The sequence below is a fragment of the Pseudoxanthomonas sp. genome (assembly GCF_035999195.1).
Lineage (GTDB): Bacteria > Pseudomonadota > Gammaproteobacteria > Xanthomonadales > Xanthomonadaceae > Pseudoxanthomonas_A.
This window is the reverse complement of sequence record NZ_DASYGY010000007.1, coordinates 245,139-269,534: the sequence shown is the minus strand read 5'-3', so window position 1 is coordinate 269,534 and position 24,396 is coordinate 245,139. Positions and strand designations below refer to the sequence as shown.

Sequence of the window (24,396 nt, the reverse complement as noted above, 5' to 3'; positions counted from 1 at the left end):
GGGCTCAGAAATCGGCGCGCAGGCCCAGGCTGATGCGGCGGCCCGATTTCTCGTACATGGTCGGGAACGACGGATCCATGGTGTAGCCGGTGGTCGCTTCGTCGGTCAGGTTGATGCCCTTGAGGCTCAGCTTGAGGTGGTCGCTGATCCGGTAGCCGATCGAGACGTCGAGCTGGCCGTAGGCGTCGCGCCAGATCGGATACATGTTGTAGCCGATCGACTCCACGTACTCGTCCTTGTGGTTGTAGGACACGCGGGCGTCGAAGCGTGCGTTCTCGTAGTAGGCGGTGAAGTTCCAGGTCTTCTCGGACAGGCCGGGCATCGGCGTGCGGATGCCCAGGTCGGATTCGCCGGCCAGCGAACTGTCCAGCATCGTGTAGTTGGCGTTGATGCCGAAGCCGTCGAGTGCCGAGTGGAACGTGGCCAGCGGCAGGTTGGCGATCAGCTCGATGCCGTCGACATCGTACGAGCCGTCGGCGTTCACCGGCTGGTAGACGTCGAAGTCGTAGTAGCCGTTGAGCGTGCCGTTGGCGTTGTAGACGGCCACGTCCTCGACCACGCCGGTCAGCGCGTTGACCACCACGCCGTCGATCTTCTTGCGGAAGTACGACGCCGCCAGCAGGCCGCCGTTGTCCAGGTACTTCTCCAGGCCGATTTCCCACTGCTTGGCGTAGGTGGGCTTGAGGTCCGGGTTGCCGTCGGTGAAGCGGAACGAGCTCCAGCTGGCGGTGCGCTTGTAGGCCACGTCGGTCAGGGCGGGGCGGATCAGCGTCTCGGAGCCGGCGGCGCGCAGCAGCAGGCCGTCGGCCAGCTCGGCGGTCAGGTTGAAGCTGGGCAGCACGTCGGTATAGCCGCCGTCGCTGGAGATGGGCGTGTCGGTGTAGCCGGTGCTGCCGTCCGGGTTCTGTACCGGGTGGTAGCCGAACGAGGTGACCGACGTATCCACGTAGCGTGCGCCTGCGTTCACCGTCACCGGCACGCGGCCGAGGATGAAGTCGAAGTTCGTCATCGCGTACAGCGCGGCGACCTCTTCGTCCACGCGGTAGTACTGCGCGTCGTCGAACGGCGTGGAGAAGCCCGGATAGCGGAAATGGCCGCGGGCGAAGTCGTTCGACACCTGCCGCCAGTCGAGGTCCTTCACGCTGTAGGCGCCGCCCGGGACGATGTCGCCGATGGCCTGCAGCGGACTGTCGGCCAGCGTGCGCGTATTGACCCAGGAGGTATCACCCGGGCCGGGGCCGGTGATCTTCAGCTCGCCGTACTGGCGTTCCTTGCGGCGGTCGGTGTAGCGGCCGCCGAACTGCACGCTGCGCAGTGCGGAGAGGAACGGCAGGTCCAGCTTGCGCGTCACGTCCAGCTTGGCGGCGTACTTGTCGTCGTCGATCTTCTCCAGCGTGGTCTCGTAGGCCTCGAACAGGTAGCGCTCCGGCGAGCCGTACATGTCGAAGCCGGCCGAGCTGGCGCTGGGGATGGTCTCGCCGCTGCGGCCGGTCCAGCGCGTGCGCGACGGCGCGTAGGCGACATGCTTCAGGTTGGAATAGTCCAGCGTCTTCTCCGCGCCGGAGTAACCGGCCATCGCTTCGACGTCCCAGCGATCGTTGTTCCAGTCCATGGCCAGGCTGTACTGGCCGTAGTCGGTCTTGTTGATGCGCTCCTTGCTGAGGAACTCGTGCTGGGTGGCCGTGTAGGACACGTCGCGCAGCACCAGCATGCCGTACTCGGACAGCGTGGTGTCGTCGTATTCGTGGATCGTCTCCAGCGTGCTGCGGCTGGAGGCGGAATAGGCGGCCGCGTCGTACTCGTCCTCGGTGGTGTCGTAGCCGCCGATCATGGCGTCGAAGGTCAGGCTGAAGGTGCGGCTGGGCCTGTACTGCAGCGAGGCGGTCGCGCCCCACTTGTCCTGGTCGTTGAGGTAGACGCGGTCGCCCACCTTGTCCTGGAACACGATCAGGTTGCTCTCGGCGGTATCGGCGCGGTTTTCGATGGTCCATCCGGTATCGCGTTCGATCACTGCCTCGGCCTGCGCGCCGCGCGTGCCGGACGCGCCCAGGAAGCGCGACATCGGACGGAAGTTGATGCCGGACGTGGCGTCGGTGCGGTTGGTGCGCTGCGCATGCGCGAACGAGACCAGGGCGCCCCAGTCGCCCCAGGTGTCGCTGGCGAGGAAGGCGAACTTCGGATCGGTCTCTTCGGAGATCGAGTTGTGCGCGCCTTCGGCGGAGAACACCAGCTTGCGGTCGCTGTAGTCGAACGGGCGCGCGGTGGAGATCTTCACCGAACCGGCGATGCCGCCTTCCTCGTCCGCCGCGGTCGGCGACTTCTGCACGGTGACCTGCTGGATGATCTCGGAGGCGAACAGGTCGAATTCGACATCGCGTCCGCCGCTGCCGGAGGCGGTGGCCAGGTCGTTGATCGACACATGGGTGTACTCGGACGGAAGCCCGCGCACGTTGACCTTGCTGCCCATGCCCTTGTTGCGCTCGATGGTCACGCCGGGCATGCGCTGCAGCGCCTCGGCGAGGTTCTGCTCGGGAAAGTCGGCCACGTCGGTGGCGACGATGGAATCGGAGAAGCCGACGTTGTAGCGCTTGATGTCCACGGCCTGCTCCAGGCTGCGGCTGTAGCTGCCGACCACTTCGATGCTTTCCAGCTGCTGCGCATCGACGGCCGAGGCCGACGGCGCACCGACCGACGGGGCAGGCGCCGCTGCGGGCGTGGCCGGTGCGGCGGCCGGAGCGGTGGCGCCGGCGGCTTCGATGGTCACCGTGCCGGCGTTGAGATAGCGGTAGCGCAGGCCGGTGCCGTCGAGCAGTCGGGCGAGTGCCTGGTCGGACGACAGCCCGGCGGGCACGGCGCGCGTGCGCGGATTGCCGGCCTGCGCGTTGTAGACGAACTGCAGCCCGGTCTGCCGGGACAGCGCGTTGAGCGCACTGTCGAGCGACTGCGGCGGGATGGCGTCGGTGGCGACGGTCGCCTGCTGGGCGATCGCGGTGACGCCCGTGGCCTGCAGGGCGAGGGCGATGGAAAGGACAAGGAGTCGGCGCATCGTGGAGTCCGGTAGGGTGGGGTGGTGGGGTCGCGCTCATCGCGCGCGCACCCTTCCTACGATTCCGCACGAAGAAGATCGGGCACCGCTTTCTTCGTGAATTTTTTCTTACAGCGCCGGCTCAGTAGGTGCCGGATACCGGCGCGTGGCGCGCGCGCACGCGGATCTCGCCGTTGCTGGTCGTGGTCGTCAGCGTGGGGTGTTCGTCGAGGAACGCGCGCAGCGAGGCGAGGTCGTTCGCCTTCAGGTTGCCGGTCAGGCGCAGCGCGCCGGCGACGCTGTCGTCCACGTGCAGGCGCGTGCGGTTCATGCGGTTGAAGCGGTCGGCGACGTCGCGCAGCGGTTCGTCGCGGAACACGATGCGGCCCTGCCACCAGGCGGTGAGCACGTCGGCGTCTTCGCGGGTGATCGACACGCGGCGGTCGGCATGCGCGATGCGCGCTGCCTGTCCGGCGTGGAGATCGGCCAGGAGGCGACCCGCACCGCCTTCGTCGATCACCTGGATGCGCCCTTCGGTGACGCCGAAGCGCGCCTGGTCGCGCTGCAGCGAGACATCGAAGGTGGTGCCGATGTCGCGCACTTCGAGTCCGGCCGCCTGCACGCTGAAGGGACGCCGGCCGGGGGCGACGACGAAGCTGGCCTGGCTACGCGTCAGTGCCACCTGCCGGCGGAACAGGCCGTACGCGACCGAGGCCTCGCTTTCCGCATTCAGATGCAGCACGGTGCCGTCGTCCAGCGCGAATACGCGCGGGCTGCCGTGCGGCGCGGCGTAGAGGCGCGGCGATGGCGTGGCGACGTGCAGCCCGGTGGCCACGCTGAGCAGCAGCGCAGCCGCCACCGCCACGCGCGGAAGCCAGCGCCGCCGCGGCGCGCGCCGTGTCTGTGCCGCCGCGATGCGTCCGCGTCCCAGCGGCACGACGTTGTCGCCGCTGCGGCGACCGGCGATGAACGCGTCGACCTCCGCATCCGCCGGCAGGGCGCGCACGGCCTCGCCCAGTTCCGCCGCCACGCGGGCCATGGCGAGGTATTCGCGCAGATGCACGGGCGAGGCGACCAGCCAGTCCATGAAGCGCTGCTGGTCGGCTTCACTCAGCGCGCCTTCGCGCTGCAGCAGGTGCCACTGCGCGGCTGCCTCGGTGGGCGTCGTGGTGCCGGAGACAGGGGCGGTCACTTCGCGTCTCCCATCGCCCGCCGGCACACGGCCAGCCCGCGCACGACGTGCTTCTTCACCATGTGCGGCGACACGCCCATGCGGTCGGCGATCTGCCGGTAGGTCAGGCCGTCGCGGTACTGCATGACCAGCACCGCGCGGGTGCGCGTGGGCAGGCCGGCGAGCAGCGCCTGCATGTGTTCGCGGCGCTGCACGCGCTCGGTCGCGTCCTCGACGCCGTCGGGACTGGTCATCAGTGCGGCCACCTGCTCGACGTCTTCGAGGGGCACCGGCGAGCGCTGGCGGCGCGCGGCCTGTTCGCGCGCCAGGTTGGTGGCGACGGTGTAGAGATACGCCTCGGGATTGGCGATGCGCTCGCCCTCGCCCTGGTGCGCGCGCAGCAGGCGCAGGTAGGTTTCCTGCACCAGGTCTTCGGCCTCGTCGTTGGCGCCACGCCGCGCGAAGAAACCGCGCAGCGCGGGCGCCTGGTCGGTGAAGACGCGCGTGAGCGCGCGGATCGCGTGTTCGGCCAACGTCCGGTCCTGCCCCCGGTAAAGGGCGGCACGGTACGTGGCGGCGATGACGGTGCGGTGACAGAGCGGCGCCCGCACCTCTGCGCAGGCGGTCGATGGGGGAATGCGGAGGTCGGCGTGCGCGCGGCATCCTTCGCGTCGTCATCCCTGTACGCCTGTGGCGGGCAGCGTCAGCCGACGCGGGCCGGCCGCTTCACCACGCGCACCAGGCCGCTGCGCCCGCCGCCGCAATAGAAGAGGTCGCCGCCGTCGGATTCCAGGCCGCTGACATGGACGCCCGTCGGCAGCTCCACGCGCTGCAGCACGCGGCCGTCGCGCGGATCGACGCGGCGCAGGTCGCTGTCGTCGCCTTCCCACGTGCCGTGCCACAGTTCGCCGTCGACCCAGCTGACGCCGGTGACGAACCGGTCGGACGCGAGGGTGCGCAGCACCGCGCCGGTCGCCGGATCGATCTGCACGATGCGGCGCTCGCGGTACTGGCCCACCCACAGGCTGCCGTCCGCCCAGGCCATGCCCGAATCGCAGCCATGGCCCGGGGCGGGGATGGAGGCGACCACGTCGCCGGTGGCGGGATCGATCTTGTCGATGCGCGCTTCGGCGAGCTGGTACAGATGGGTGCCGTCGAAGGCGGTACCGGCGTCGGCGGCACGCGCAAGACTGCGTGCGATCTCGCCGCTGTCCGGGTCGATGGCGATCAGGCGCTCGCCGGTGGCGGCCCAGACGTGCCGGCCGTCGTAGGTGATGCCGGCCACGCCTTCGCTGCTGTCGAAGGGGCCGTATTCGCGGGCGATCTCGGCGCGGCGGGTGATGGCGGAATGCGGGGTGTCGTTCATGGCGGGCTCCGGTGCGGTGGGGACGGGCCCAATCTACGCAGCCGACGGCGAGGCCGGGAGTAACAAGATCGTCGTGAATCCGGCCAGCGGCGGCGCCACCCAGCGTTGCGTGCGGGCGCGGCCGACGGCGCGCACCTGGCCGGCGGCTTCCATCGCGGCGAGCGCGCGCTGCACCGAGCGCTGGCTGTCGCCGGTGGCCAGTGCCAGCGCCGAGGTGGACCAGGCGGTGCCATCGGCCAGCAATCCGTGCAGCGCGCCCTGTTCGCCTTCCACCGGCGGCGCCAGCACGGCCACGTCGCGCTCGCCATGCGGCGACAGTCGGAAGCCGCGCTCCGTGGCGGTGAGGGTCGCGAACGGCACCAGCAGTCGACGCAGGCGGCCGATCTCCACGCGCAGTCGTGCGCGATGCGTCTCGTCCGGTTGGCGCGTGCGGAACACGCGTGCGATCAGCGCATGGCGGTCGACGTCGCCGGGCCAGCCGATGGCGAGTGCGCGCAGCAGCGCGAACAGCACCGGGCGCCGCGCGAACGACAGCACGCCGCTGCCGTCGCGCAGTGCGTGGCGCATCGCATCGACGACCAGCGCGCCGGACGTGAGCAGGGCCTCCACCTCGTCCAGTGTCACCGGCCGTTCGTCGCCGGCCTTCAACAGGCGCGCGGCGGGACGTTGCAGGCTGGCGTCGAGCTGTGCGATCTCGGCGGAGAGGGCGGGAATGCCCGCCTGCGCGGCCGCGGTCCGTGCGCGCTGCAACGCGAGGCGCGCCTCACGCGTGCGCAGCGAGCGCAGGGCGATCTCGGCCTGGGCGAGCGCGGCCAGGGCGTGGTGCGCGGCGGGCGCGCCGTCCAGGTCGAGCATCTGCAGAGCTGCATGCGCCGCGTCCAGTCGACCGAGCAGCAGGTCGCGCCGCACGCCAATCAGGTGCGCATGGCGTGCATTGGCGCGGTCGCCGCGGTCGGCCAGTGCCTGCGCGGCGGCGTACAAGCGCTGCGACTCGGCGCCGAACTCGCGCAGCGCCAGCGCCACTTCCGCCTCGGCGACGACACAGCGCGCCCGGGCCAGGGGCTCGCGGGTACCGAACCCGCGCGCGGCGCACCGCAGCAGATCGCGCGCACGCGGATAGTCGCCCAGCTGCGCCATGGCGATGCCGCGCAGCGCGAGCGCCGGCGGGTCGTTCCGCCAGCCGACATGCTTGAGTGCGCCCAGGATGTCGCCGGTCGAGAGGGCGCGCCCGGCGGCGGCGATCAGGGAATCCATCCGGGCAGCCTACCGCGCGGAGGAGCCTTCGTCGCGCCGTCGTTATCCGGCGGCCAGTTCCTTGCGCATGCGGGCGTAGTCGCGGCGGTACTGACGCGCCAGCTGCACCTTCTTCGTGGCGCTGAGGATCTTGCCCGAGACCTGGAAGAACTTCTTTTCCTCCTCGCGCAGGTGGTGGTGCACCTTCTCGGACAGTTCGCGCGCCTTCTTCAGCCAGGCCGCATAACGGGGGTCGAGCGACTGCAGGTCCTCGACCAGTTCGTCCATCTGGTGGTGTTCGTGCAGCGCATGCCGCGATGCATCCAGTCCGCGGTCGTCCATCAGGATGGGCGCATAGAGGAAGCGCTCCTCCGCCGCCGCATGCGCGGCCAGTTCGATCCTCAGTGCCGTGAACAGGTCCAGCCGCTCGCGGGTGCCGGCCTTCGAGCGCAGCAGGCGGCGGCACAGCGAGCGCTGGAGTTCATGGCTCTCGTGCAGGGCGTCGTAGATGGACTCGGGCATGCAGCGGTTTCCTGGCGACGGGCTGGACGGAAAGGGTCAGGGCAGGGTGCGGACCTTCGGTTCGCGCGCGAACTGGCGCGTACGCGCGGCCTTGACGAAGGCCGCCGTATCGGACGCCTTCACCACGCCCGCGTCCTTGCCGATGCCGGCGGCCTGGATGACGGCGGCGGCGCCGTCGTCGTGCGCGATCGCCTTCAGGTGGCCGAAGGCATCGCGCACCCAGTCCACGGCGGCGGCTTCCGCGGCGAGCGCCTTGCCGGCGGCCGGCGACAGCACCAGCGCGACGGCATCGAACACCGTGGACGGCGTGCCGGCCAGTTGTCCGTCCGCCGGCAGGCGCTTGCCGTTGCCGAGCGTCGCGCCGCCGATCTTGGGCGCGACGATCTTGACCTGCGCGCCATCGGCTTCGACCGCCTTGCGCACTGCGGCGATCGCGGCGGCGTCCGAACCGTCATCGACCAGGATGCCCACGCAGCGGCCCTGCAGCGTCGGCTTCATCTTGCCGATGATCTGCAGCGCGGGCGAGGGCGGCATGTCCTTCGGCTTGACGGGGGTGGGCGGTGCGGGCGGCAGCGCCTCCAGCCCCAGACCATCGGCGACGCGCCTGGCCAGGTCCGCATCGATATGCCGCAGGTGGCCGACGATGGCCTCGCGCACGTGCGGGGTTTCCACCTTCGACAGCTCGAACACCAGCGCCGCGGCCATGTGCGCCTGCTCCGGCGCGGTCTGGCTGCGGAAGAACAGCCGTGCCTGGCTGTAGTGGTCGGCGAAGCTCTCCGGGCGCACGCGTCCCTTGCGGCCGTCGGCGCGGCTGGCGTGGCTGCGGAAGCCGGTCGGCGTTTCCCGCGGCGTATCCGGCTGCAGGCTGCTGGGTTCGTAGTTCACGCGGCCCTTCGGCACCTGCATCTGCATGTGGCCGTCGCGCTGCAGGTTGGCGAACGGGCACTTCGGTGCGTTGACCGGGATCTGGTGGAAGTTGGGTCCGCCCAGCCGCGACAGCTGCGTATCCAGGTAGGAGAACAGCCGGCCCTGCAGCAGCGGGTCGTTGCTGAAGTCGATGCCGGGCACGATGTTGGCCGGGCAGTAGGCGACCTGTTCGGTCTCGGCGAAGAAGTTGTCCGGCCAGCGGTCCAGCACCATGCGGCCGATCACGGTCAGCGGCACCAGTTCCTCGGGGATCAGCTTGGTCGGATCGAGATGATCGAACGGGAAGGCGTCGGCCTGCTCCTCGGTGAACAGCTGCACGGCCAGTTCCCACTCGGGGAAGTCGCCTTTCTGGATGGCCTCGAACAGGTCGCGGCGATGGAAGTCGTTGTCGGCCGCCTGCAGCTTCAGCGCCTCGTCCCAGACGGTCGACTGGAGGCCGAGCTTCGGTCGCCAGTGGAACTTGACGAAGGTGCTGTTGCCCTTGGCATCCAGCAGGCGGAAGGTGTGCACGCCGAAGCCTTCCATCATGCGCAGCGAGCGCGGCAGGGTGCGGTCGCTCATCGCCCACATGATCATGTGCATGGATTCGGGCGTGAGCGAGATGAAATCCCAGAACGTGTCGTGCGCGCTGGCCGCCTGCGGGAACGCCCGGTCCGGCTCCATCTTCACCGAGTGCACCAGGTCGGGGAACTTGATGGCGTCCTGGATGAAGAACACCGGGATGTTGTTGCCCACCAGGTCCCAGTTGCCTTCCTGCGTGTAGAACTTCACCGCGAAGCCGCGCACGTCGCGCGGTGTGTCCACCGAGCCGGCGCCGCCGGCCACCGTGGAGAAGCGACAGAACACGGGCGTGCGCACGCCGGTCTCGGCGAGGATGCGCGCGGTGGTGTATTTCTTCAGCGATTTCGTCAGCTCGAAATAGCCGTGCGCACCGGTGCCGCGGGCATGCACGATGCGCTCGGGGATGCGCTCGTGGTCGAAGTGGGTGATCTTCTCGCGCAGGATGAAGTCTTCCAGCAGCGTCGGACCGCGGTCGTGCGCGCGCAGCGAGTTCTGGTTGTCGCTGACCGGAATGCCCTGGTTGGTGGTCAGCGGCGGGTGCTTGCCGCCTGCGCTGAAGTGCAGTTCGCCACCGGCGCCACGCGTGGCATGGTCGGCGGTGGGGCGCGGGGAGGATTTCGCGGGGGATTTGCGCGCAGCCATCGGGGGTCTCCTGGACGGATGGACGGGCCATCGCGGTGCGCGAAGGCCGGTATCGTCCGATCATCGGCGCACGGGTGTGCAGGGCGCGTCACGGCGCGCTGCCGGTGCGTGTGCATTGACGCCATCCCGACGGAAGGTCGGGGACACTCGCTGTCCGCATGCCGTGGCTCACTGGCGTTTCGTCAACCGGAGGATTGCCTGATGGAAACCAACGAACTGCACCGTGGCCGCCTGATCGACCACATCCAGCTGGTCGTGCGCGACCTGCCCGCCAGCAAGGCGTTCTACAGCGCCATATTCGAGGTGCTCGGCGTGCCGATGGGCGGCGAGGGCGACGATTATTTCTGGGCGGACGAACTGTTCGTCTCGACCGCCGACAGCGAGGCGGCGGAGGGCGTACTGACCGGTCGCCATCACCTCGCCTTCCAGGCGCAGGACCGCGCGATGGTGGACCGCTTCCACGCCGTCGCGCTGGCGCAGGGCGGCAAGGACAACGGTGCGCCGGGGCTGCGCGATTACCATCCGGGCTACTACGGCGCGTTCGTGCTGGACCCGGATGGCAACAACATCGAAGCGGTCTACCACGGCGAAGCGAAGCGCAGTGCGGCGTCGGTGAAGGTGGAGTTCTGACGTTGCTACATCCCTTCTCCCCGCGAGGCGGGGAGAAGGTGCCGAAGGCGGATGAGGGGCGAGCGCTGACGGTAAAGGCAACGCTGCTACGCCGATGGCCTGGGTTCTGTCCGCTCTACAGACCTTGCCCGTCGTAGACATCGCGACCCTATCCGGACGTAATCGAAGGCAACGTGCGCATGGCGCACGCTACGCGGTCTGGTGACCGTCGGTGTCGGCCTGCGGGCGGCGGCGCACGAGCGCACGGAAGAACGGGCCGGTGAGCAGCGTCGACAGCACGGCCAGCGTGACCAGCGCGGCGAAGGCGTGTTCGGACAACAGGCCGTGGTCGCGCAGGATGGTGGCGGCGACGATTTCCATCAGCCCCTTGCATTGCAGCAGCGCACCCACCGCCAGCGCATCGCGCCGCGACAGCGTGGAGGCAGGCGGACACAGCAGCACCGCAACCAGCTTGGCGCCGACCGCCAGCACCAGCAGCACCAGCGACGCCTGCAGCGAGGCCCAGCCCAGCACGCTGCCGTCGATCTTCAGCCCGCTGTGGCCGAAGAACAGCGGAGCCAGGCCGATCAGCGCGACCTGGCCGAGCCGTTCGACCGGCAGGCGTCTGGTCCACGCCGGCGGCACCATCGCCCCGCCGAAATACGCGCCGAGCAGCGCATGCAGGCCGAGCTGCGTGCTGGCCCACGCGCCGGCGAGGAGGAACAGCGGGAGCGACAGCCACACCAGCCACGCAGGTGGCGCGCGCATGCGCGTGGCCAGCGTGCCGGCGGCCGCCAGCAGGACCGCCACCCCTGCCGCGAGCAGGTGCAGAGGGGAGGCGCCGGCCAGCAGCGATCCTCCTTCGGCCACCAGCAGCAACAGCGCCAGCCCGGCCCACAGCACGGCGTCGTCGATCACGGCGATGCGTAGGGCGAGCTGCGTCAGCGGTCGGTGCAGCGGGCCGAGTTCGCGCACGATGCCGATCAGCACAGGCAGCGCGCTCACCGCGATACACAGGCCGATCGCGAATGCGCCCATCCAGGCACCGCCGCGCGGTGCGGCCCAGCCGGGCAGGTCGGCGAGCCAGGCGTGCGCCGCGAAGGTGCCCACCGCGAACGGCAGCAGCAGCGCCATGCCGGCGCTGGCCACGAAACGAAGCGCCTGCCGGTGCGGCAGCGGTGCGGCGTCGGGTGCGCCGGGAAGATGCGCGGACTGGCGTGTTTCCAGCCCCGCGGTGAAGGCGAGCAGCAGCACACCGACGAAGCCGATCTGGTCGCCGGGCTTCGATGGCACGCCCCAGCTGGCGGGCAGCACCCCGGTGGCCGCCAGCAGCAGGCCGATGACGATGGGGATGACGGCGATCGGGATCGAGCGGCCGAGGGCCCGCCAGACGGCCCAGGCGAGACCGATGAAGATCAGGGCGTCGAGGGCGAGGGCGGTCAGCGCGGGCATGGCTGCGATGGTAAACGCTTCGGGGAAACCGCTGACCGATGCCTGCGTGGAGGCAAGCCTCCATCCTGTGGGAGCGACGTCAGTCGCGATGCCTTTCATCGGGACGCCAGAGTCTGTTCGCGACTGACGTCGCTCCCACAGGGAGAAACTCCCGGGCCGGAAAGCAGAAGGCCCCGCGATGCGGGGCCTTCCACGATCCGACCGAGGCGGCTCAGGCCTCCACTTCGTCCTTGTACGCATCCACCGGAATGCAGGCGCACATGACGTTCTTGTCGCCGTAGACGTTGTCCACGCGCGCGACCGGCGGCCAGTACTTCTGCTGTTTGAGCGTGGCCAGCGGGAACGCGGCCAGTTCGCGGGGGTAGGCGTGGGTCCACTCGCTGGCCATCACCATGGTGGCGGTGTGCGGCGCGTTCTTCAGCGGGTTGTCCTCGCGGTCCAGGCGGCCGTCCTCGACCGCGCGGATCTCCTCGCGGATCTCGATCATCGCGTCGATGAAGCGGTCCAGTTCGTGCTGCGATTCGCTTTCGGTCGGCTCGACCATCAGCGTGCCGGCGACCGGGAAGCTCAGCGTCGGTGCGTGGAAGCCGAAGTCGATCAGGCGCTTGGCCACGTCCTCGGCGCTGATGCCGGTGCGGTCCTTGATCGGGCGCAGGTCGAGGATGCATTCGTGCGCCACCAGCCCGTTGCGGCCGGTGTAGAGCGTCTCGTAGTGCGGTTCCAGCCGCTTGGCGATGTAGTTGGCGTTGAGCAGCGCCACCTGCGTGGCCTTGCGCAGGCCGGCGGCGCCCATCAGCGTAATGTACATCCAGCTGATCGGCAGGATGCTGGCGCTGCCGAAGCTGGCCGCGCTGACCATGCCGACGTCGCCTTCGCCGCCCAGCGTCTTCGGCAGGTACGGCGCCAGATGCGCCTTCACCGCGCACGGGCCCACGCCGGGACCGCCGCCGCCGTGCGGAATGCAGAAGGTCTTGTGCAGGTTGAGGTGCGACACGTCCGAGCCCCACTTGCCGGGCTTGGCCACGCCGACCAGGGCGTTCATGTTGGCGCCGTCGGTGTACACCTGACCGCCGTGCTGGTGGACGATGTCGCAGATGGCGACCACGTCTTCCTCGAACACGCCGTGCGTGGACGGGTAGGTGATCATGATCGCGGCCAGGCGCTCGCTGTACTTCTCGGCGGCGCGGCGGATGTCTTCGACATCGACGTTGCCGTTGGCATCGCACTTGGTGACCACCACGGTCATGCCGCACATCTGTGCGCTGGCCGGATTGGTGCCGTGCGCGGACTCCGGGATCAGGCAGATGTCGCGATGCGCTTCGCCGCGCGCGCGGTGGTAGGCGCGGATGGCGAGCAGGCCGGCGTACTCACCCTGTGCGCCGGAATTCGGCTGCAGACTGACCGCATCGTAGCCCGTGCATTCGACCAGCATCGCTTCCAGCTCGTCGATCAGCTGCGTGTAGCCGGCGGCCTGCTCGGCCGGCGCCAGCGGATGGATGTTGCCGAACTCCGGCCACGTCACCGGGATCATCTCGGCGGTGGCGTTGAGCTTCATGGTGCAGCTGCCCAGCGGGATCATGGTGCGGTCCAGCGCCAGGTCCTTGTCCGACAGCGCACGCATGTAGCGCAGCAGTTCGTGTTCGCTGTGGTGCGTGTTGAACACCGGATGGGTCAGGAAGTCGCTGGTGCGGCGCAGGTCGGCCGGGATCAACGACGGCGCGCTGGCATCCAGCGCGTCGACCGACGGCAGCGTGGCGCCTTCACCGGCGAACACGCCCCACAGCGCGTCGATGTCGGCGCGGGTGGTGGTCTCGTCCAGCGAGATGCACAGCGAACCGTTGCCGCGCATGCGCAGATTCAGGCGGGCGGCCTTGGCACGCGCCAGGATCGCGTCGCGGGCATCGCCCGGTTCGATGCACAGCGTGTCGAACGCGCTGGCGTGCACGGCGGGATAGCCCAGCGTGCGCAGGCCCTCGGCGAGGATGGCGGTGAGGCGGGCGACGCGGCCGGCGATGCGCGACAGGCCTTCCGGGCCGTGGTAGACGGCGTACATGCTGGCCATCACCGCCAGCAGCACCTGCGCGGTGCAGATGTTCGACGTGGCCTTCTCGCGGCGGATGTGCTGTTCGCGCGTCTGCAGCGTCAGGCGGTAGGCCGGCTTGCCTTCGGCATCGACCGACACGCCGATCAGGCGGCCCGGCATGCTGCGCTTGTAGGCGTCGCGGCAGGCCATGAAGGCCGCGTGCGGGCCGCCGAAACCGAACGGCACGCCGAAGCGCTGCGAGTTGCCGATGACGATGTCGGCGCCCATCTCGCCCGGCGGCTTCAGCAGGGTCAGCGCGAGCAGGTCGGTGGCGACGACGAACAGCGCGTTGTTCGCGTGGATGGCCTCGGCGTCCTTCGCCCAGTCGGCGATCCAGCCGCTGGAGGCGGGGTACTGCACCAGCACGCCGAAGTAGTCGCCGGCGGCGAGCTTCTCGTGGAAGGCCTCGGTGGAGCGCACCACCTCGACGGTGAGGCCCAGCGGCTCGGCGCGGGTGGCCAGCACTTCCATGGTCTGCGGGTGGGTGTCGCCGGCGACCAGGAAGGTGGTGGACTTCGACTTGGCCGAGCGCTTGGCCAGCGTCATCGCCTCGGCGGCGGCGGTGGCTTCGTCCAGCAGCGAGGCGCTGGCGATCTCCATGCCGGTCAGGTCGGTGACCATGGTCTGGAAGTTGATCAGTGCTTCCATGCGGCCCTGCGAGATCTCCGCCTGGTACGGCGTGTAGGCGGTGTACCAGGCCGGGTTCTCCAGGATGTTGCGCAGGATGACCTTCGGCGTATGGGTGCCGTAGTAGCCCTGGCCGATGAAGCTGCGGAACACCTGGTTGCGGTCGGCGACGGCGCGGATCTTGGCCAGTGCCTCTTCCTCGTTGATCGGGGCGGGCAGGGCCAGCGGCTGCGCGGACTTGATGCTGCCCGGCACGATGGCGTCGGTCATCGCGTCGAGCGAGTCGTGGCCGACCACGCGCAGCATGTGCGCGATCTCGGCGTCGTTGGGGCCGATGTGGCGTTCGAGGAACGCGCCGTGGTGCTCGAGCTCGCGCAGGGAGGGGGTGTTCGACATGGGAGGCATCCGGAAGGGCGATAGGGCCAGCGTGCGGAAGCCGCACGTGGGGTGCCCCTCTGTCCTTTTGCCTGAGAGTTTGGAAGCGCGCCGACGAGGAGGTCGCGTGCTTCGTGCCCCTTCGGCGCCGGCGCTGCCGCGAGGGCGGCCGGTCTCTCCAGAGTGTCGTTGCCGTGGTGGTATCGGGCCTGAGCGATTACGGGCGTTTGCGCCTTCGGCAGCGCGTCGCGGGCGACGCGCTTCTCCCACCGGGTCTTGCCGGCGGATTATAGCCCGCCGGAACGGCCGGCCGGCGGTTTGCGCGTACCATGGGCAGCCCGCCGCGGCCTGTTCATGAAGCCCGTGCCGCGACCGTCCGGAGTTTCCCCGCAATGAGTGCCCCCCACGCCATCTCGAACCGCCGCCTGGCCCTGCTGCTGGGCGGGTTGGCGATGTTCGGCCCGTTCTCGATCGACACCATCTTCCCGGCGTTCCCGGCCATCGGTGCGCAGCTGGGCGCGGACAAGGTGGCGATGCAGCAGACGATCAGCGTCTACCTGCTGACCTACGCGCTGATGAGCCTGGTGCACGGACCGCTGTCGGACACGTTCGGCCGCCGGCGGGTGATCCTGGGCGGGCTGTGCGTGTTCCTGCTGGCGTCGGTGGGCTGCGCGCTGGCCACCGACATGGGCACGCTGCTGGTGTTCCGGGCCGTGCAGGGGCTGTCGGCCGGCGTGGGCTTCATCGTCGGGCGCGCGGTGATCCGCGATGCCCGCGATGGCGACGACGCGCAGCGACTGATGAGCCAGGTGTCGATGATCTTCGGCATCGCCCCGGCCATCGCGCCGATCGTGGGCGGCTGGATCCTGGGCTGGAGCGCGTGGCCGATGATCTTCTGGTTCCTGGCCGGCTTCTCGCTGCTGCTGATCGTGGCCGTGATCGGCTGGCTGCCGGAAACGCATCCGCCGGAGGCGCGCCTGAAGGTGTCCCCGCGCATCCTGCTGCGCGACTACGTGGGCATCGCGCGCAATCCGCGCTTCCTGCGGCTGGCGGCGGCGGGCTCGCTGAGTTTCGGCGGCCTGTTCCTGTACATCGCGTCGGCGCCGGCGTTCGTGATGGACCTGCTGCACCTGGACGAACAGCAGTTCGCGTGGCTGTTCCTGCCCACCATCGGCGGCATGGTGCTGGGCGCGTTCCTGTCGGGACGCGCGGCCGGTCGCATCGAGGGCGCGCGGCTGGTGAGGATCGGCTACGCGTGCATGGCGGTGGCGATGGTCGCCAACGTCGGCTACAACGCGTGGGCCGGCGATGCCATCCGGGTGCCGTGGGCGGTGCTGCCGATGATGCTGGCGGCGTTGGGGGTGGCACTGGTGTTCCCGATCCTGACGCTGGCCATTCTCGACATGTACCCGCGCCAGCGGGGTGCGGCGTCGTCGCTGCAAGCGTTCAGCAACCTGATCGTCAATGCGGTCATCGCCGGTCTGCTGTCGCCGCTGTTGAGCCATCATGGCCTGCATCTGGCACTCGGCATGGCGGGCTTCGTGCTGCTGGGCTGGCTGATGTGGCAGTGGGAAGCCCATGCGCACCGGCGGCGCCTGGCCTGTCCGCGCAATGCCGCCGCCCTCGAACCCACCGATCAACTCTGAGTCCTGCGAGAACCCCCATGTCGATCCAGTCCAAGGCCCGCCGCGAGGCGAAGAAGCGCAAGGCGACCAAGGCGCACAACCAGGCACGCGCCAACGCACCGGCCATCGAGCCGCATGCCGAGCTGCGCAATCCCGAGGGTGAGCTGCTGGCGGGGGTGGTGCGTCAGGCCGGCGTGTGGGTACTGGGCCTGGACGGCCGCATCGCCGGCACGTCGGACAGCGCGGCCGAAGTGCTGGCGATGATCAAGCAGGCCGCCACCCTGCACGAGGCGCAGGGCAATGCGGTACGCCTGGTCTATTCGGACGAGCTGCGCGACACCGCGGTGATCGAAGCCGCGGCGCAAGGCCTGACGCTGCAGCAGTTCGAGGAACAGCTGGCCGAGCAGATGAAGGCGAACAAGCCTGAGCCGGCGCCGGACGTCAATTGAGCGTCCCTCTGGTTCCGGTGTGGGAGCGACGTAAGTCGCGATCGCTCAGCTTGAGCTCGCCAGAACCCTGACGCTCGCCTTTCGTCTGAGAGGCGCCGACGTATCGCGGCAGACTTCGCGACTCACGTCGCTCCCACACCCATCGCCCTGCGGCGCCGCCACGCGGCCACGCCCGCCATCATGCCCACCGGCATCCATACCCAACGCAGTTCCGACAGCAGCACCTCCGCGCCGCGCGCGCTGAAGAAACGGTTCGCGAACGGCGATACCTCGATCACCCGCCAGGGCGCGAAGTGGCGTGCGTCCGACCATGGCCAGTACAAGGCGACGCCCAGGCCGCCGTCGGTCAGCATGTCGAGCAATGGATGCGAGGCCGTGGACAGGGCGATGAACAGGAATGCCGTGATAGCCGGCGCCCTGAGCCAGCGCGCACCGCCTGCCGCCAAGGCGCCGCAGAGGAGGGCGAAAGCAAGCGAATGGCTGGCGCCGCGATGGCCGAGCGCATGCGCGTATTCGATGCCCAGCTTGAACGCCACGACGTCGGCGTCCGGCAGCATCGCCGCGATCACGCCGGCGACGACCAGGCGAGGCGAAAGGCGTTCTCGCCCGAGCGCGAGGCCGGCAGCCAGGGGTATCAGTGCGTGGGTCAGGATGGTCGGCATGGAGGTGGCGTGCGGGAGGTGGCGAGCACTCTCGGGGCGCTGCGTGTGGCCACGATGAAGCCGATGCGTGCAAAGGAAAAAGGCCGGCATGCGCCGGCCTTTTCCGTAGGCTCGCGTGGCAGCCCTCAGCGCTCGAGCGTGCCGGTCCGCCTCTGCACGAGGGGGAGACGCTCGCGTGCGGTCGGCGGGGTCACGGTCGCGGGTCCCGGTGCCGACGCGGCAGGCAATGTCCTCGCACCCTGGCCCTGCGCGACCGCACCGGCGGAACGCACCAGCGGCTGTGCTCCGTTCTCGCGGACCGGGTCGGCGGCGATCCACTGCTTGATCTGCGGGAAGATCAGGTCGAGGCGCGAGTAGTGGTCGCGGTTGGTGGCGGTGGAGAGGCTGCCGGAGTTGACGCAGCTGGCACTGCCTCCGAACAGGCCGCCGCGCAGGCGGTAACTGCCGTCGCGGTACAGCGTGAAGAGGCCGGAGCCGCTGCTGCCGCCCTCGGTGGTGCCTTCCTGCCAGCCGACGGTGTAGTTCTCGGGGTAGACGTCGGTGACGTGCTGGCCGCGCGAATACTTCTTGGCATCGCCGGAGGGATGGTGCAGGGCGATCACGCTCGCGTTCGCGGCCAGCGGGCTGGCGTCCCAGCCGGCGAAGGTGGCCGAGGCCGGGGGCGGATTGCGCAGGCGCAGCAACAGCGCATCGACATTGGCATCATGGAACATCACATCGGCACCACCGGTCAGCGGGTTGGCCCGCACGCCATTGTTGGCGCCGCAGGTCGAATTCTCGTAACCCCAGTAGGTGTTGAGGCTGAGTGCGACCTTGGCGCGGTCCTGCACCGGGACGCCGTTGGCGCCGCCGGCGAAGCAGTGGTCAGCGGTGTAGAACCACGGCACCTGGGTGCCCGGCGTGGTGTCGTTGAGCAGGGTGCCCGTGCAGATGTAGGTGCCGTGGATGCCACCCGACGTGGTGTAGGCATTGAACACCATGTGCGCCACGGCGTTTTTCGCCTGCACGTAAGCGGGGCCCAGACTGTCGACCCGGCACACCGCGTCGATGTTGCAGGACGCCGATTCACCGATCTTCTCGACGATCTTGAAGTTGTTCTCACTGTTGGCCAGCAGGTGCGATAGCTGTGGTGCCTGCAACCGGGCTTGCGCCGCGGTGACATGAGCGGGACGGTAGACCTCGATGATCTGGGTGATGCCGTCGGTGGCAGGACTCCAGTAGATGCCCTGGGCGTCCGCCGACTGCTGCGCCTGGGCGGCGCTTATGGCGGCGACCACGCGCGACGGCGTATCGGAACCGCCGAAACGCAGTTCGACGTGCGGGTGCAGGCCCGTGACCTGCAGGCCTACGCGCAAGCCCAGCGCATCGGGTGAATGGACGAGCAGGCGGGCGACCGCACCGCCGGACTTCAGCGGTATCCAACGCAGCGCGGGCGTCGTGCCACCGATGCCCTCACCGGCCAACTGCCGGCCGATGCCGATCTGGGTGGCCTTGATCTGCGGCGAGGCGTTGCGGTTCTGCACGTCCACCAGGCGTTCGATCGCCATTTCGCGATAACGCAGCGGCGTGGTCGAACGGGCCGGGAACTGCGCCAGCTTCCACGCCGGAGCCCTCTGCGCCGGCGTACGGCTGGGCTCGCCAGCGACCTCGGTCACCGCCGCATGGGTCAGGAGCGGAGCCGCCAACAGCAGGCTGGCGAACAGGGTGAGCGTCGTGGAGCGGGACATGCGCGGACATCCTTGTGGGGTCGGTGGGGAAGGAGCGGGCCGTCGCCGGCCCGCCCTCGCGACTTACGATTTGGCCGGCGCTGCCGGCGTGGGTGCAGCGGCGGTGGCCGGGACCTGCCATCCGCAGGTCTGGCCCTCGTTCTGCTGCTTAAGCCAGTCCTGCAGCGGGGCGAAATATTCCAGCACCGGGCCCGCGTCCATCTTCTCGCCGCCGGTGAGTTCCTTCAGCGTGGCCTGCCACGGCTGGCTGGCGCCCTTCTCAAGCATCGCCCAGAACTTCTGGCCCGCCGCCTTGTTGCCGTAGAAGCTGCAGTTGTACAGCGGACCCTGGTAGCCGGCCGCATCGCACAGGCCCTTGTAGAACTGGAACTGCAGCACGTGCGACAGGAAGTAGCGCGTGTACGGCGTGTTGCCCGGCACGTGGTACTTCGCGCCCGGATCGAAGAAATCCTCGCCGCGCGCGGTGGCCGGCGCCACGCCCTGGTACTTGGCCTTCAGTTCCCACCAGGCCTTGTTGTAGTCGGCCGGCTTGATGCTGCCGTCGAACACGCCCCAGCGCCAGCGGTCGATCATCAGGCCGAACGGCATGAACGACACTTTGGCCAGTGCCATGCGCATCTGGTTGTTGATCAGCGCCTCGTTGCTCTGCGTGGTGGCATCGATCATGCCGATCGACTTCAGGTAGTCCGGCGTCATCGCCAGCACCATGGTGTCGCCGATCGCCTCGTGGAAGCCGTCATGCGCGCCGGTCTGGAACAGCGGCGGCAGCTTGTTGTAGGCCAGGTAGTAATACACGTGGCCCAGCTCGTGGTAGATGGTGGTGAAGTCTTCTTCGTTGGGCTTGATGCACATCTTGGTGCGCACGTCGCCGCTCATGTTCATGTCCCACGCGCTGGCGTGGCACACCACGTCGCGGTCCATCGGCTTGATGAACTGCGTCTTGGACCAGTAGCTCTCCGGCAGCTTGGGCATGCCCAGGCTGGTGTAGAAGTCCTGCGCACGCTCGGTCATCTGGCGGGCGACCTGCAGCTGCGCGTCGCGCTCCGCCTTGAACAGCGCGTCCGTGCCCGGCCCCGGACCGGCCTTGGCGAGGGCGGCCTGGTAGTCGGCCTGGTACTGCTTCTCCAGCGCCGCAGTGATGTTGAGGTCGCCGGCGCCCTGGTAAGGCTCCAGCATGTCCCACAGGTTGCCCCAGTCCTGCTGCCACATGTTGCCCATCAGGTGCGCGGGCAGCAGGCCGTTGACCTGGCCCTTCTCCACGCCGTAGATGGCCTGCAGCTTGGTGCGGGTGTAGCAGTGCAGTTGCTCGTACAGCGGCTTGACCTGGCCCCACAGGCGGTCGGTCTCGGCGGCGATCTCGGCCGGCGTCATGTCGTAGCCGCTGCGCCACATCTCGCCGGCGTCGGCGAAGCCCATTTCCTTGGAGCCTTCGTTCACCAGTTCGACGAAGCGCGTGTAGTCCTGGCGCATCGGCTGGGCGATGGTGTGCCAGCCCTGCCAGGCATCGAGCTGCGCGTCGTAGTCGCGGCTGCTGCGCAGCACGTCCTCGAGTTCGCCCAGCTGGCGGCACTTCTTCGCATCGCCTTCGCCGGTGCAGTAGGTGCCGGCGCCGTAGGTGCCTTCCATGCGCGTGGCGATCTGGGTCAGTTCGGCCAGCTTGGCCGGATCCTTCGGAGCCGGCATGGCGGTCGCCAGTTTCAGCAACTGGATGGCGCGCGCGGTTTCCGGCGACATCTGCTGGCCCTCGAACTTCTTGGCCTGCTCGATCCATGCATTGAGCTGGGTCAGATAGCGCTCGTTGCCCTTGGCGGCCAGCAGCTGGCTGTCGTCGTTGATGTAGGTGCTGGACAGCCACTGGGCGGCCGTCAGCTCCGGATACATCTTCTTCAGCTCGTCGTTGACGCGCGCGATGAACTGGTCGGCGGTCTCGCCCTTCGGTGCGGTGGGCGCGGCGGACGTCTCCGCGGCCGGTTCGTCCTTCTTGCAGGCGGCGAGCGTGGCGATGCCCGCGCCGACGGCGAGGGCGAGCAGGAGGTGGCGAGGCTTCACGGGACGTCCTTCAGGGTGCGCGGGCGCAGGAACCCGAAGGGTAGTGAGAGCGGGGGAGGGGGTGCAAGTGCGGGATCCCTGGTCCCCTGTAGGAGCGACGTGAGTCGCGACCGTCCACCTTCCGGCGACGTGCAAGCCGGAGCATCTGACTACGAAGGCGATAACCACGCCGACGTCTTGCGGTCGCGACTCACGTCGCTCCTACAAGGGCGCGCCTTCTCAGCGGTAGGGCAGCCCGCGCTCCCGGAGGAAGGTCCGCGCATCCTCGGCATCCTGCTCGAACCACGCCTGCGTCGACCCAAGCCGGAACGTGTATCCCCATGCGTCCATGTCGGTCATCAGGCGGGCGCGCCCGACACCGGGCAGTGCATCGGCGAGGATGATCTGCAGGCAGCAGGTGGCGTCTTCCTCGATCACCGAATCGGTGGCGTCGGTGTGCACCTGCGCGCGGCGCTCGTCCGGCAGCACGATCAGGTGGCAGGCTTCGTGCAGCATCGAGTGCACGGGCGTGTCGCCGCGCACGTAGACGTGGTGGGCGATGACGCCCGCTTCCGGTTCGCCCCAGAAGCTGCCGGGGATCGGTGCGCCGTCGTCGACGACATGGAGCAGCAGGCCATGGGACGCGAGCAGCGCATCGGCCGCGCCGGGCGGCAGGTCGCGCACCCGGAGCACTCCAGCGTGGTCGGCAGCGTCGTCGGGCGTCATGGCTAGAGCGGGGCTGGCTACGATGCCTTTCGTTGCGAACCGGACGATGCCGGGCGGAGCAGGCTCCGCCCGACGGCGCCGGTCTCGTCAGTTATTGCCTTCCGGCAGGGCGACCGAGATGTCCAGCACGTCGTGGTCGCCGTCCTTGATCAGGTCGACCTTCACCGCGTCGACGTCGACGTTGACGTACTTCCTGATGACTTCAAGCAGTTCGCGGCGCAGCAGGGGCAGGTAGTCGGGGGCGCCACGCGAGCTGCGCTCCTGCGCGATGATGATCTGCAGGCGGTTCTTCGCGGTCTCGGCGGTGGTCTTCTTCGCCTTGAGGAAATCGAACAGGCCCATGCTCAACCTCCGAACAGCTTGCTGAAGAAACCCTTCTTCTCCAGGGTGGTGAAGCGCATCGGACGGTCTTCGCCCAGCAGGCGGCCGACGGTGTCGTCGTAGGCCTGGCCGGCCGGCGACTCCAGGTCGAGGATGACCGGCTCGCCCTTGTTGGAGGCGTTGAGCACGTCGCCCGATTCGGGAATCACGCCCAGGGTCTTCAGGCCCAGCACGTCTTCCACGTCCTTGATGCTGAGCATTTCGCCGCCTTCCACGCGCGCCGGGTTGTAGCGCGTCAGCAGCAGGTTGGCCTTCAGCGTTTCGCCGTTCTCGGCGCGGCGCGTCTTGGAGTCCAGCAGGCCGAGGATGCGGTCGGAGTCGCGCACCGAGGACACTTCGGGGTTGACCACCACGATGGCCTGGTCGGCGAAATACATGGCGAGGAACGCGCCCTTCTCGATGCCGGCCGGCGAGTCGCAGACGATGAAGTCGAAGCCGTCGTCGGAGAGGTCCTTCAGCACCTTCTCCACGCCTTCCTTGGTCAGCGCGTCCTTGTCGCGCGTCTGCGAGGCGGCCAGCACGAACAGCGTCTCGAAGCGCTTGTCCTTGATCAGCGCCTGCTTCAGCGTGGCCTCGCCCTGGGTGACGTTGACGAAGTCGTACACCACGCGGCGCTCGCAGCCCATGATGAGGTCGAGGTTGCGCAGGCCGACGTCGAAGTCGATGACCGCGACCTTCTTGCCGCGGCGCGCCAGGCCGCACGCGATGCTTGCGCTGGTGGTGGTCTTGCCGACGCCGCCCTTGCCGGACGTGACTACGATGATTTCAGCCAACGGTGTTCTCCTTGGTCGTTCTTATATTCGGGTAACGCCGCGCGTCATTCCTGCGCGACGATCTTGAGTTGGTCCTGGTCCAGCCAGATCTGCACGGCCTTGCCGCGCAGCTCCTTGGGTACTTCCTCCATCACCTTGTAGTGGCCGGCGACGGCGACCAGTTCGGCATGGAATTCACGGCAGAAAATACGCGCCTCGGCATTGCCGCGCGCGCCGGCGAGGGCGCGGCCGCGCAATGCGCCGTAGATGTGGATGGATCCGTCGGAGATGACTTCGGCGCCGGCGCCGACGGTGCTGAGCACGGTCAGGTCGCGGTTCTCGGCATACAGCTGCTGGCCGGAGCGCACGGGGGTCTTCTGGACCAGGCCGGGTTTTGCGTCGGCCACTTTGGCGGCGGGTGCCGGGGCGGCGGGGGCAGGCGCCGGTTCGGCGGCGGCGCGTGCCGGCGCCGGCGCGGCGTGCGCCACCGGTTCGTACTGGGCGCGGAACTTGGCCAGCAGCGGCAGGCCGAGCTGTTCGGACAGCGTCTCGGTGTCGCGGGTGCCGTACGCCAGTGCCACCGGGAGTACGCCGGCGCCGCGCAGGCCATCGATCAGGGCGCGGGCGGTATCGGTGTCGGGCAGCCGGCTCAACCCGCCGAAATCGACGATCACGGCGGCACGGCCGAACAGCTTGGGCGCGCGCTCGACACGCTCGCGCATCTCGCGGATCAGCTGGTCGACGTCCAGGGTGCGGATGCGGAGGTTGGCGATGCCGACCTGGCCGATCTTCAGTTCACCGGCCTGTTCGTAATCCAGGGGCGCTCGCGTCACGCTCATGTACCGGTCGGCCGCTGGGCGCTGGCGTCCGCCAGCAGCCGGGTGCGGGTCCACGGGAGGTCCGGCAGTGCCTCGCCATAGGTGTCGAGCACCCACGGATAGCTGCAGAGTTCCTTCATCAGCATGCTCGCCCGCACGTCCGCCTCGGCCATGACGTTCTGGCCCACTTCGCGGAAACCGAAGCTGCCATGGAAGAGCAGGGCGGGATCGGCGCCGTGGTCGAGGAAGACTTCGCAGGCCAGCTGCGGGTAACGCAGTTCGGCGAAGCTCTGCACGTCGGCATAGAACGCCCGGCCGACGCCGCCGCCGCGACGGCGGCTGGCCACGACGATGCGGTCGATGTAGAAGAACTGCGGATAACGCTCGCGGAACCAGCCGAAGTTGCTGCTGTCGTGCGTCGCACCGGAGCCGAAACCGACGAGGAAGCCGGCCAGGTTGCCGTCGCGCTCGGCGACGCGGAAGTATTCGGCGGTCTCGTAGAAGCGGCGGACCTTGGCCGAATCCAGCGGCAGGATCGCCAGTCCGGCATTGTTGTTGAGGGCTAGGACCGAATCCAGCTCGTGCTCGCGCACGTCGCGGATGACAATCGACATTACCTGACTCCGAACGGGTCT

The 24,396-nt window shown here is 68.9% G+C and carries 20 protein-coding genes and 1 riboswitch; of the genes, 3 read left to right on the top strand and 17 right to left on the bottom strand.

Annotation, left to right across the window (positions count from 1 at the left end; genetic code table 11):
* Positions 1–4: 4 nt before the first annotated feature.
* From VGN58_RS06025 to VGN58_RS05995, 7 genes are all read right to left on the bottom strand, one after another.
* On the bottom strand, positions 5–3,046 hold the full coding sequence (locus VGN58_RS06025) for a TonB-dependent receptor (protein WP_327482402.1): 3,042 nt from the start codon (positions 3,044–3,046) through the stop codon (positions 5–7).
* Between the two features lie 121 nt (positions 3,047–3,167).
* The gene (locus VGN58_RS06020; RefSeq protein WP_327482401.1) at positions 3,168–4,217 is read right to left on the bottom strand and encodes a FecR family protein; all 1,050 of its coding nucleotides are present in this window, start codon (positions 4,215–4,217) and stop codon (positions 3,168–3,170) included.
* Positions 4,214–4,729: a sigma-70 family RNA polymerase sigma factor gene (locus VGN58_RS06015; protein WP_327482400.1), complete on the bottom strand. Its 516-nt coding sequence runs from the start codon at positions 4,727–4,729 to the stop codon at positions 4,214–4,216. The genes VGN58_RS06020 and VGN58_RS06015 overlap by 4 nt, the downstream gene beginning before the upstream one ends.
* Before the next feature lie 170 nt (positions 4,730–4,899).
* Positions 4,900–5,562, bottom strand: a complete 663-nt coding sequence (locus VGN58_RS06010) for a glutamine cyclotransferase (protein ID WP_327482399.1) — start codon at positions 5,560–5,562, stop codon at positions 4,900–4,902.
* A 33-nt stretch (positions 5,563–5,595) separates the two neighbouring features.
* Positions 5,596–6,816, bottom strand: coding sequence for a helix-turn-helix domain-containing protein (locus VGN58_RS06005; RefSeq protein WP_327482398.1), 1,221 nt, complete (start codon positions 6,814–6,816; stop codon positions 5,596–5,598).
* Between the two features lie 42 nt (positions 6,817–6,858).
* Positions 6,859–7,317, bottom strand: a complete 459-nt coding sequence (locus VGN58_RS06000; RefSeq protein WP_327482397.1) for a hemerythrin domain-containing protein — start codon at positions 7,315–7,317, stop codon at positions 6,859–6,861.
* A 36-nt stretch (positions 7,318–7,353) separates the two neighbouring features.
* Entirely contained in the window at positions 7,354–9,447 is a 2,094-nt protein-coding gene (locus tag VGN58_RS05995) for a catalase (protein ID WP_327482396.1), read from the bottom strand.
* A 201-nt stretch (positions 9,448–9,648) separates the two neighbouring features.
* Here VGN58_RS05995 and VGN58_RS05990 point away from each other — a divergent pair, with 201 nt between their 5' ends.
* On the top strand, positions 9,649–10,077 hold the full coding sequence (locus VGN58_RS05990) for a VOC family protein (protein ID WP_327482395.1): 429 nt from the start codon (positions 9,649–9,651) through the stop codon (positions 10,075–10,077).
* Positions 10,078–10,266: 189 nt separating this feature from the next.
* Here the strand turns inward: VGN58_RS05990 and VGN58_RS05985 are convergent, their stop codons facing one another.
* Positions 10,267–11,508: a cation:proton antiporter gene (locus VGN58_RS05985; protein ID WP_327482394.1), complete on the bottom strand. Its 1,242-nt coding sequence runs from the start codon at positions 11,506–11,508 to the stop codon at positions 10,267–10,269.
* A 211-nt stretch (positions 11,509–11,719) separates the two neighbouring features.
* Positions 11,720–14,623 (bottom strand): aminomethyl-transferring glycine dehydrogenase, encoded by a 2,904-nt coding sequence (gcvP, locus tag VGN58_RS05980; RefSeq protein ID WP_327482393.1) that lies wholly within the window; start codon positions 14,621–14,623, stop codon positions 11,720–11,722.
* A gap of 40 nt (positions 14,624–14,663) precedes the next feature.
* Positions 14,664–14,785: riboswitch (glycine riboswitch) on the bottom strand.
* A 200-nt stretch (positions 14,786–14,985) separates the two neighbouring features.
* Between gcvP and VGN58_RS05975 the strand changes: the two genes are divergently transcribed.
* On the top strand, positions 14,986–16,239 hold the full coding sequence (locus VGN58_RS05975) for a multidrug effflux MFS transporter (protein ID WP_327482392.1): 1,254 nt from the start codon (positions 14,986–14,988) through the stop codon (positions 16,237–16,239).
* 17 nt (positions 16,240–16,256) lie between these two features.
* A complete protein-coding gene (locus VGN58_RS05970; RefSeq protein WP_327482391.1) occupies positions 16,257–16,667 on the top strand; it encodes a hypothetical protein in 411 nt (136 codons plus the stop codon).
* 122 nt (positions 16,668–16,789) lie between these two features.
* Here VGN58_RS05970 and VGN58_RS05965 read toward each other — a convergent pair whose 3' ends face one another.
* The 8 genes from VGN58_RS05965 to VGN58_RS05930 all read right to left on the bottom strand — a co-directional run bounded on the left by VGN58_RS05965 (position 16,790) and on the right by VGN58_RS05930 (position 24,375).
* Positions 16,790–17,329 (bottom strand): metal-dependent hydrolase, encoded by a 540-nt coding sequence (locus VGN58_RS05965; protein ID WP_327482390.1) that lies wholly within the window; start codon positions 17,327–17,329, stop codon positions 16,790–16,792.
* A gap of 125 nt (positions 17,330–17,454) precedes the next feature.
* Positions 17,455–19,056: a hypothetical protein gene (locus tag VGN58_RS05960; protein WP_327482389.1), complete on the bottom strand. Its 1,602-nt coding sequence runs from the start codon at positions 19,054–19,056 to the stop codon at positions 17,455–17,457.
* A 63-nt stretch (positions 19,057–19,119) separates the two neighbouring features.
* A complete protein-coding gene (locus VGN58_RS05955; RefSeq protein ID WP_327482388.1) occupies positions 19,120–21,105 on the bottom strand; it encodes a M2 family metallopeptidase in 1,986 nt (661 codons plus the stop codon).
* Positions 21,106–21,324: 219 nt separating this feature from the next.
* Positions 21,325–21,810, bottom strand: a complete 486-nt coding sequence (locus VGN58_RS05950; protein ID WP_327482387.1) for a hypothetical protein — start codon at positions 21,808–21,810, stop codon at positions 21,325–21,327.
* An 87-nt stretch (positions 21,811–21,897) separates the two neighbouring features.
* Positions 21,898–22,152: a cell division topological specificity factor MinE gene (minE, locus tag VGN58_RS05945; RefSeq protein WP_327482386.1), complete on the bottom strand. Its 255-nt coding sequence runs from the start codon at positions 22,150–22,152 to the stop codon at positions 21,898–21,900.
* 2 nt (positions 22,153–22,154) lie between these two features.
* Entirely contained in the window at positions 22,155–22,964 is an 810-nt protein-coding gene (minD, locus tag VGN58_RS05940; protein WP_327482385.1) for a septum site-determining protein MinD, read from the bottom strand.
* Between the two features lie 44 nt (positions 22,965–23,008).
* Positions 23,009–23,776 carry a septum site-determining protein MinC gene (minC, locus tag VGN58_RS05935; RefSeq protein WP_327482617.1) on the bottom strand — a complete coding sequence of 256 codons (768 nt, stop codon included), beginning with the start codon at positions 23,774–23,776 and terminating at the stop codon, positions 23,009–23,011.
* Between the two features lie 2 nt (positions 23,777–23,778).
* Positions 23,779–24,375 carry a GNAT family N-acetyltransferase gene (locus VGN58_RS05930; protein WP_327482384.1) on the bottom strand — a complete coding sequence of 199 codons (597 nt, stop codon included), beginning with the start codon at positions 24,373–24,375 and terminating at the stop codon, positions 23,779–23,781.
* Positions 24,376–24,396: the final 21 nt, after the last annotated feature.

What these genes read in the sequence shown, in the direction of transcription:
- VGN58_RS05950 (WP_327482387.1), bottom strand. Translation starts at nt 21,810, where the DNA reads ATGACGCCCGACGACGCTGCCGACCACGCTGGAGTGCTCCGGGTGCGC.
- VGN58_RS05960 (WP_327482389.1), bottom strand. Translation starts at nt 19,056, where the DNA reads ATGTCCCGCTCCACGACGCTCACCCTGTTCGCCAGCCTGCTGTTGGCG.
- VGN58_RS06010 (WP_327482399.1), bottom strand. Translation starts at nt 5,562, where the DNA reads ATGAACGACACCCCGCATTCCGCCATCACCCGCCGCGCCGAGATCGCC.
- VGN58_RS05975 (WP_327482392.1), top strand. Translation starts at nt 14,986, where the DNA reads ATGAGTGCCCCCCACGCCATCTCGAACCGCCGCCTGGCCCTGCTGCTG.
- VGN58_RS05970 (WP_327482391.1), top strand. Translation starts at nt 16,257, where the DNA reads ATGTCGATCCAGTCCAAGGCCCGCCGCGAGGCGAAGAAGCGCAAGGCG.
- VGN58_RS05965 (WP_327482390.1), bottom strand. Translation starts at nt 17,329, where the DNA reads ATGCCGACCATCCTGACCCACGCACTGATACCCCTGGCTGCCGGCCTC.
- VGN58_RS06005 (WP_327482398.1), bottom strand. Translation starts at nt 6,816, where the DNA reads ATGGATTCCCTGATCGCCGCCGCCGGGCGCGCCCTCTCGACCGGCGAC.
- VGN58_RS05930 (WP_327482384.1), bottom strand. Translation starts at nt 24,375, where the DNA reads ATGTCGATTGTCATCCGCGACGTGCGCGAGCACGAGCTGGATTCGGTC.
- VGN58_RS05985 (WP_327482394.1), bottom strand. Translation starts at nt 11,508, where the DNA reads ATGCCCGCGCTGACCGCCCTCGCCCTCGACGCCCTGATCTTCATCGGT.
- VGN58_RS05995 (WP_327482396.1), bottom strand. Translation starts at nt 9,447, where the DNA reads ATGGCTGCGCGCAAATCCCCCGCGAAATCCTCCCCGCGCCCCACCGCC.
- gcvP (WP_327482393.1), bottom strand. Translation starts at nt 14,623, where the DNA reads ATGCCTCCCATGTCGAACACCCCCTCCCTGCGCGAGCTCGAGCACCAC.
- VGN58_RS06025 (WP_327482402.1), bottom strand. Translation starts at nt 3,046, where the DNA reads ATGCGCCGACTCCTTGTCCTTTCCATCGCCCTCGCCCTGCAGGCCACG.
- VGN58_RS06000 (WP_327482397.1), bottom strand. Translation starts at nt 7,317, where the DNA reads ATGCCCGAGTCCATCTACGACGCCCTGCACGAGAGCCATGAACTCCAG.
- minE (WP_327482386.1), bottom strand. Translation starts at nt 22,152, where the DNA reads ATGGGCCTGTTCGATTTCCTCAAGGCGAAGAAGACCACCGCCGAGACC.
- VGN58_RS05990 (WP_327482395.1), top strand. Translation starts at nt 9,649, where the DNA reads ATGGAAACCAACGAACTGCACCGTGGCCGCCTGATCGACCACATCCAG.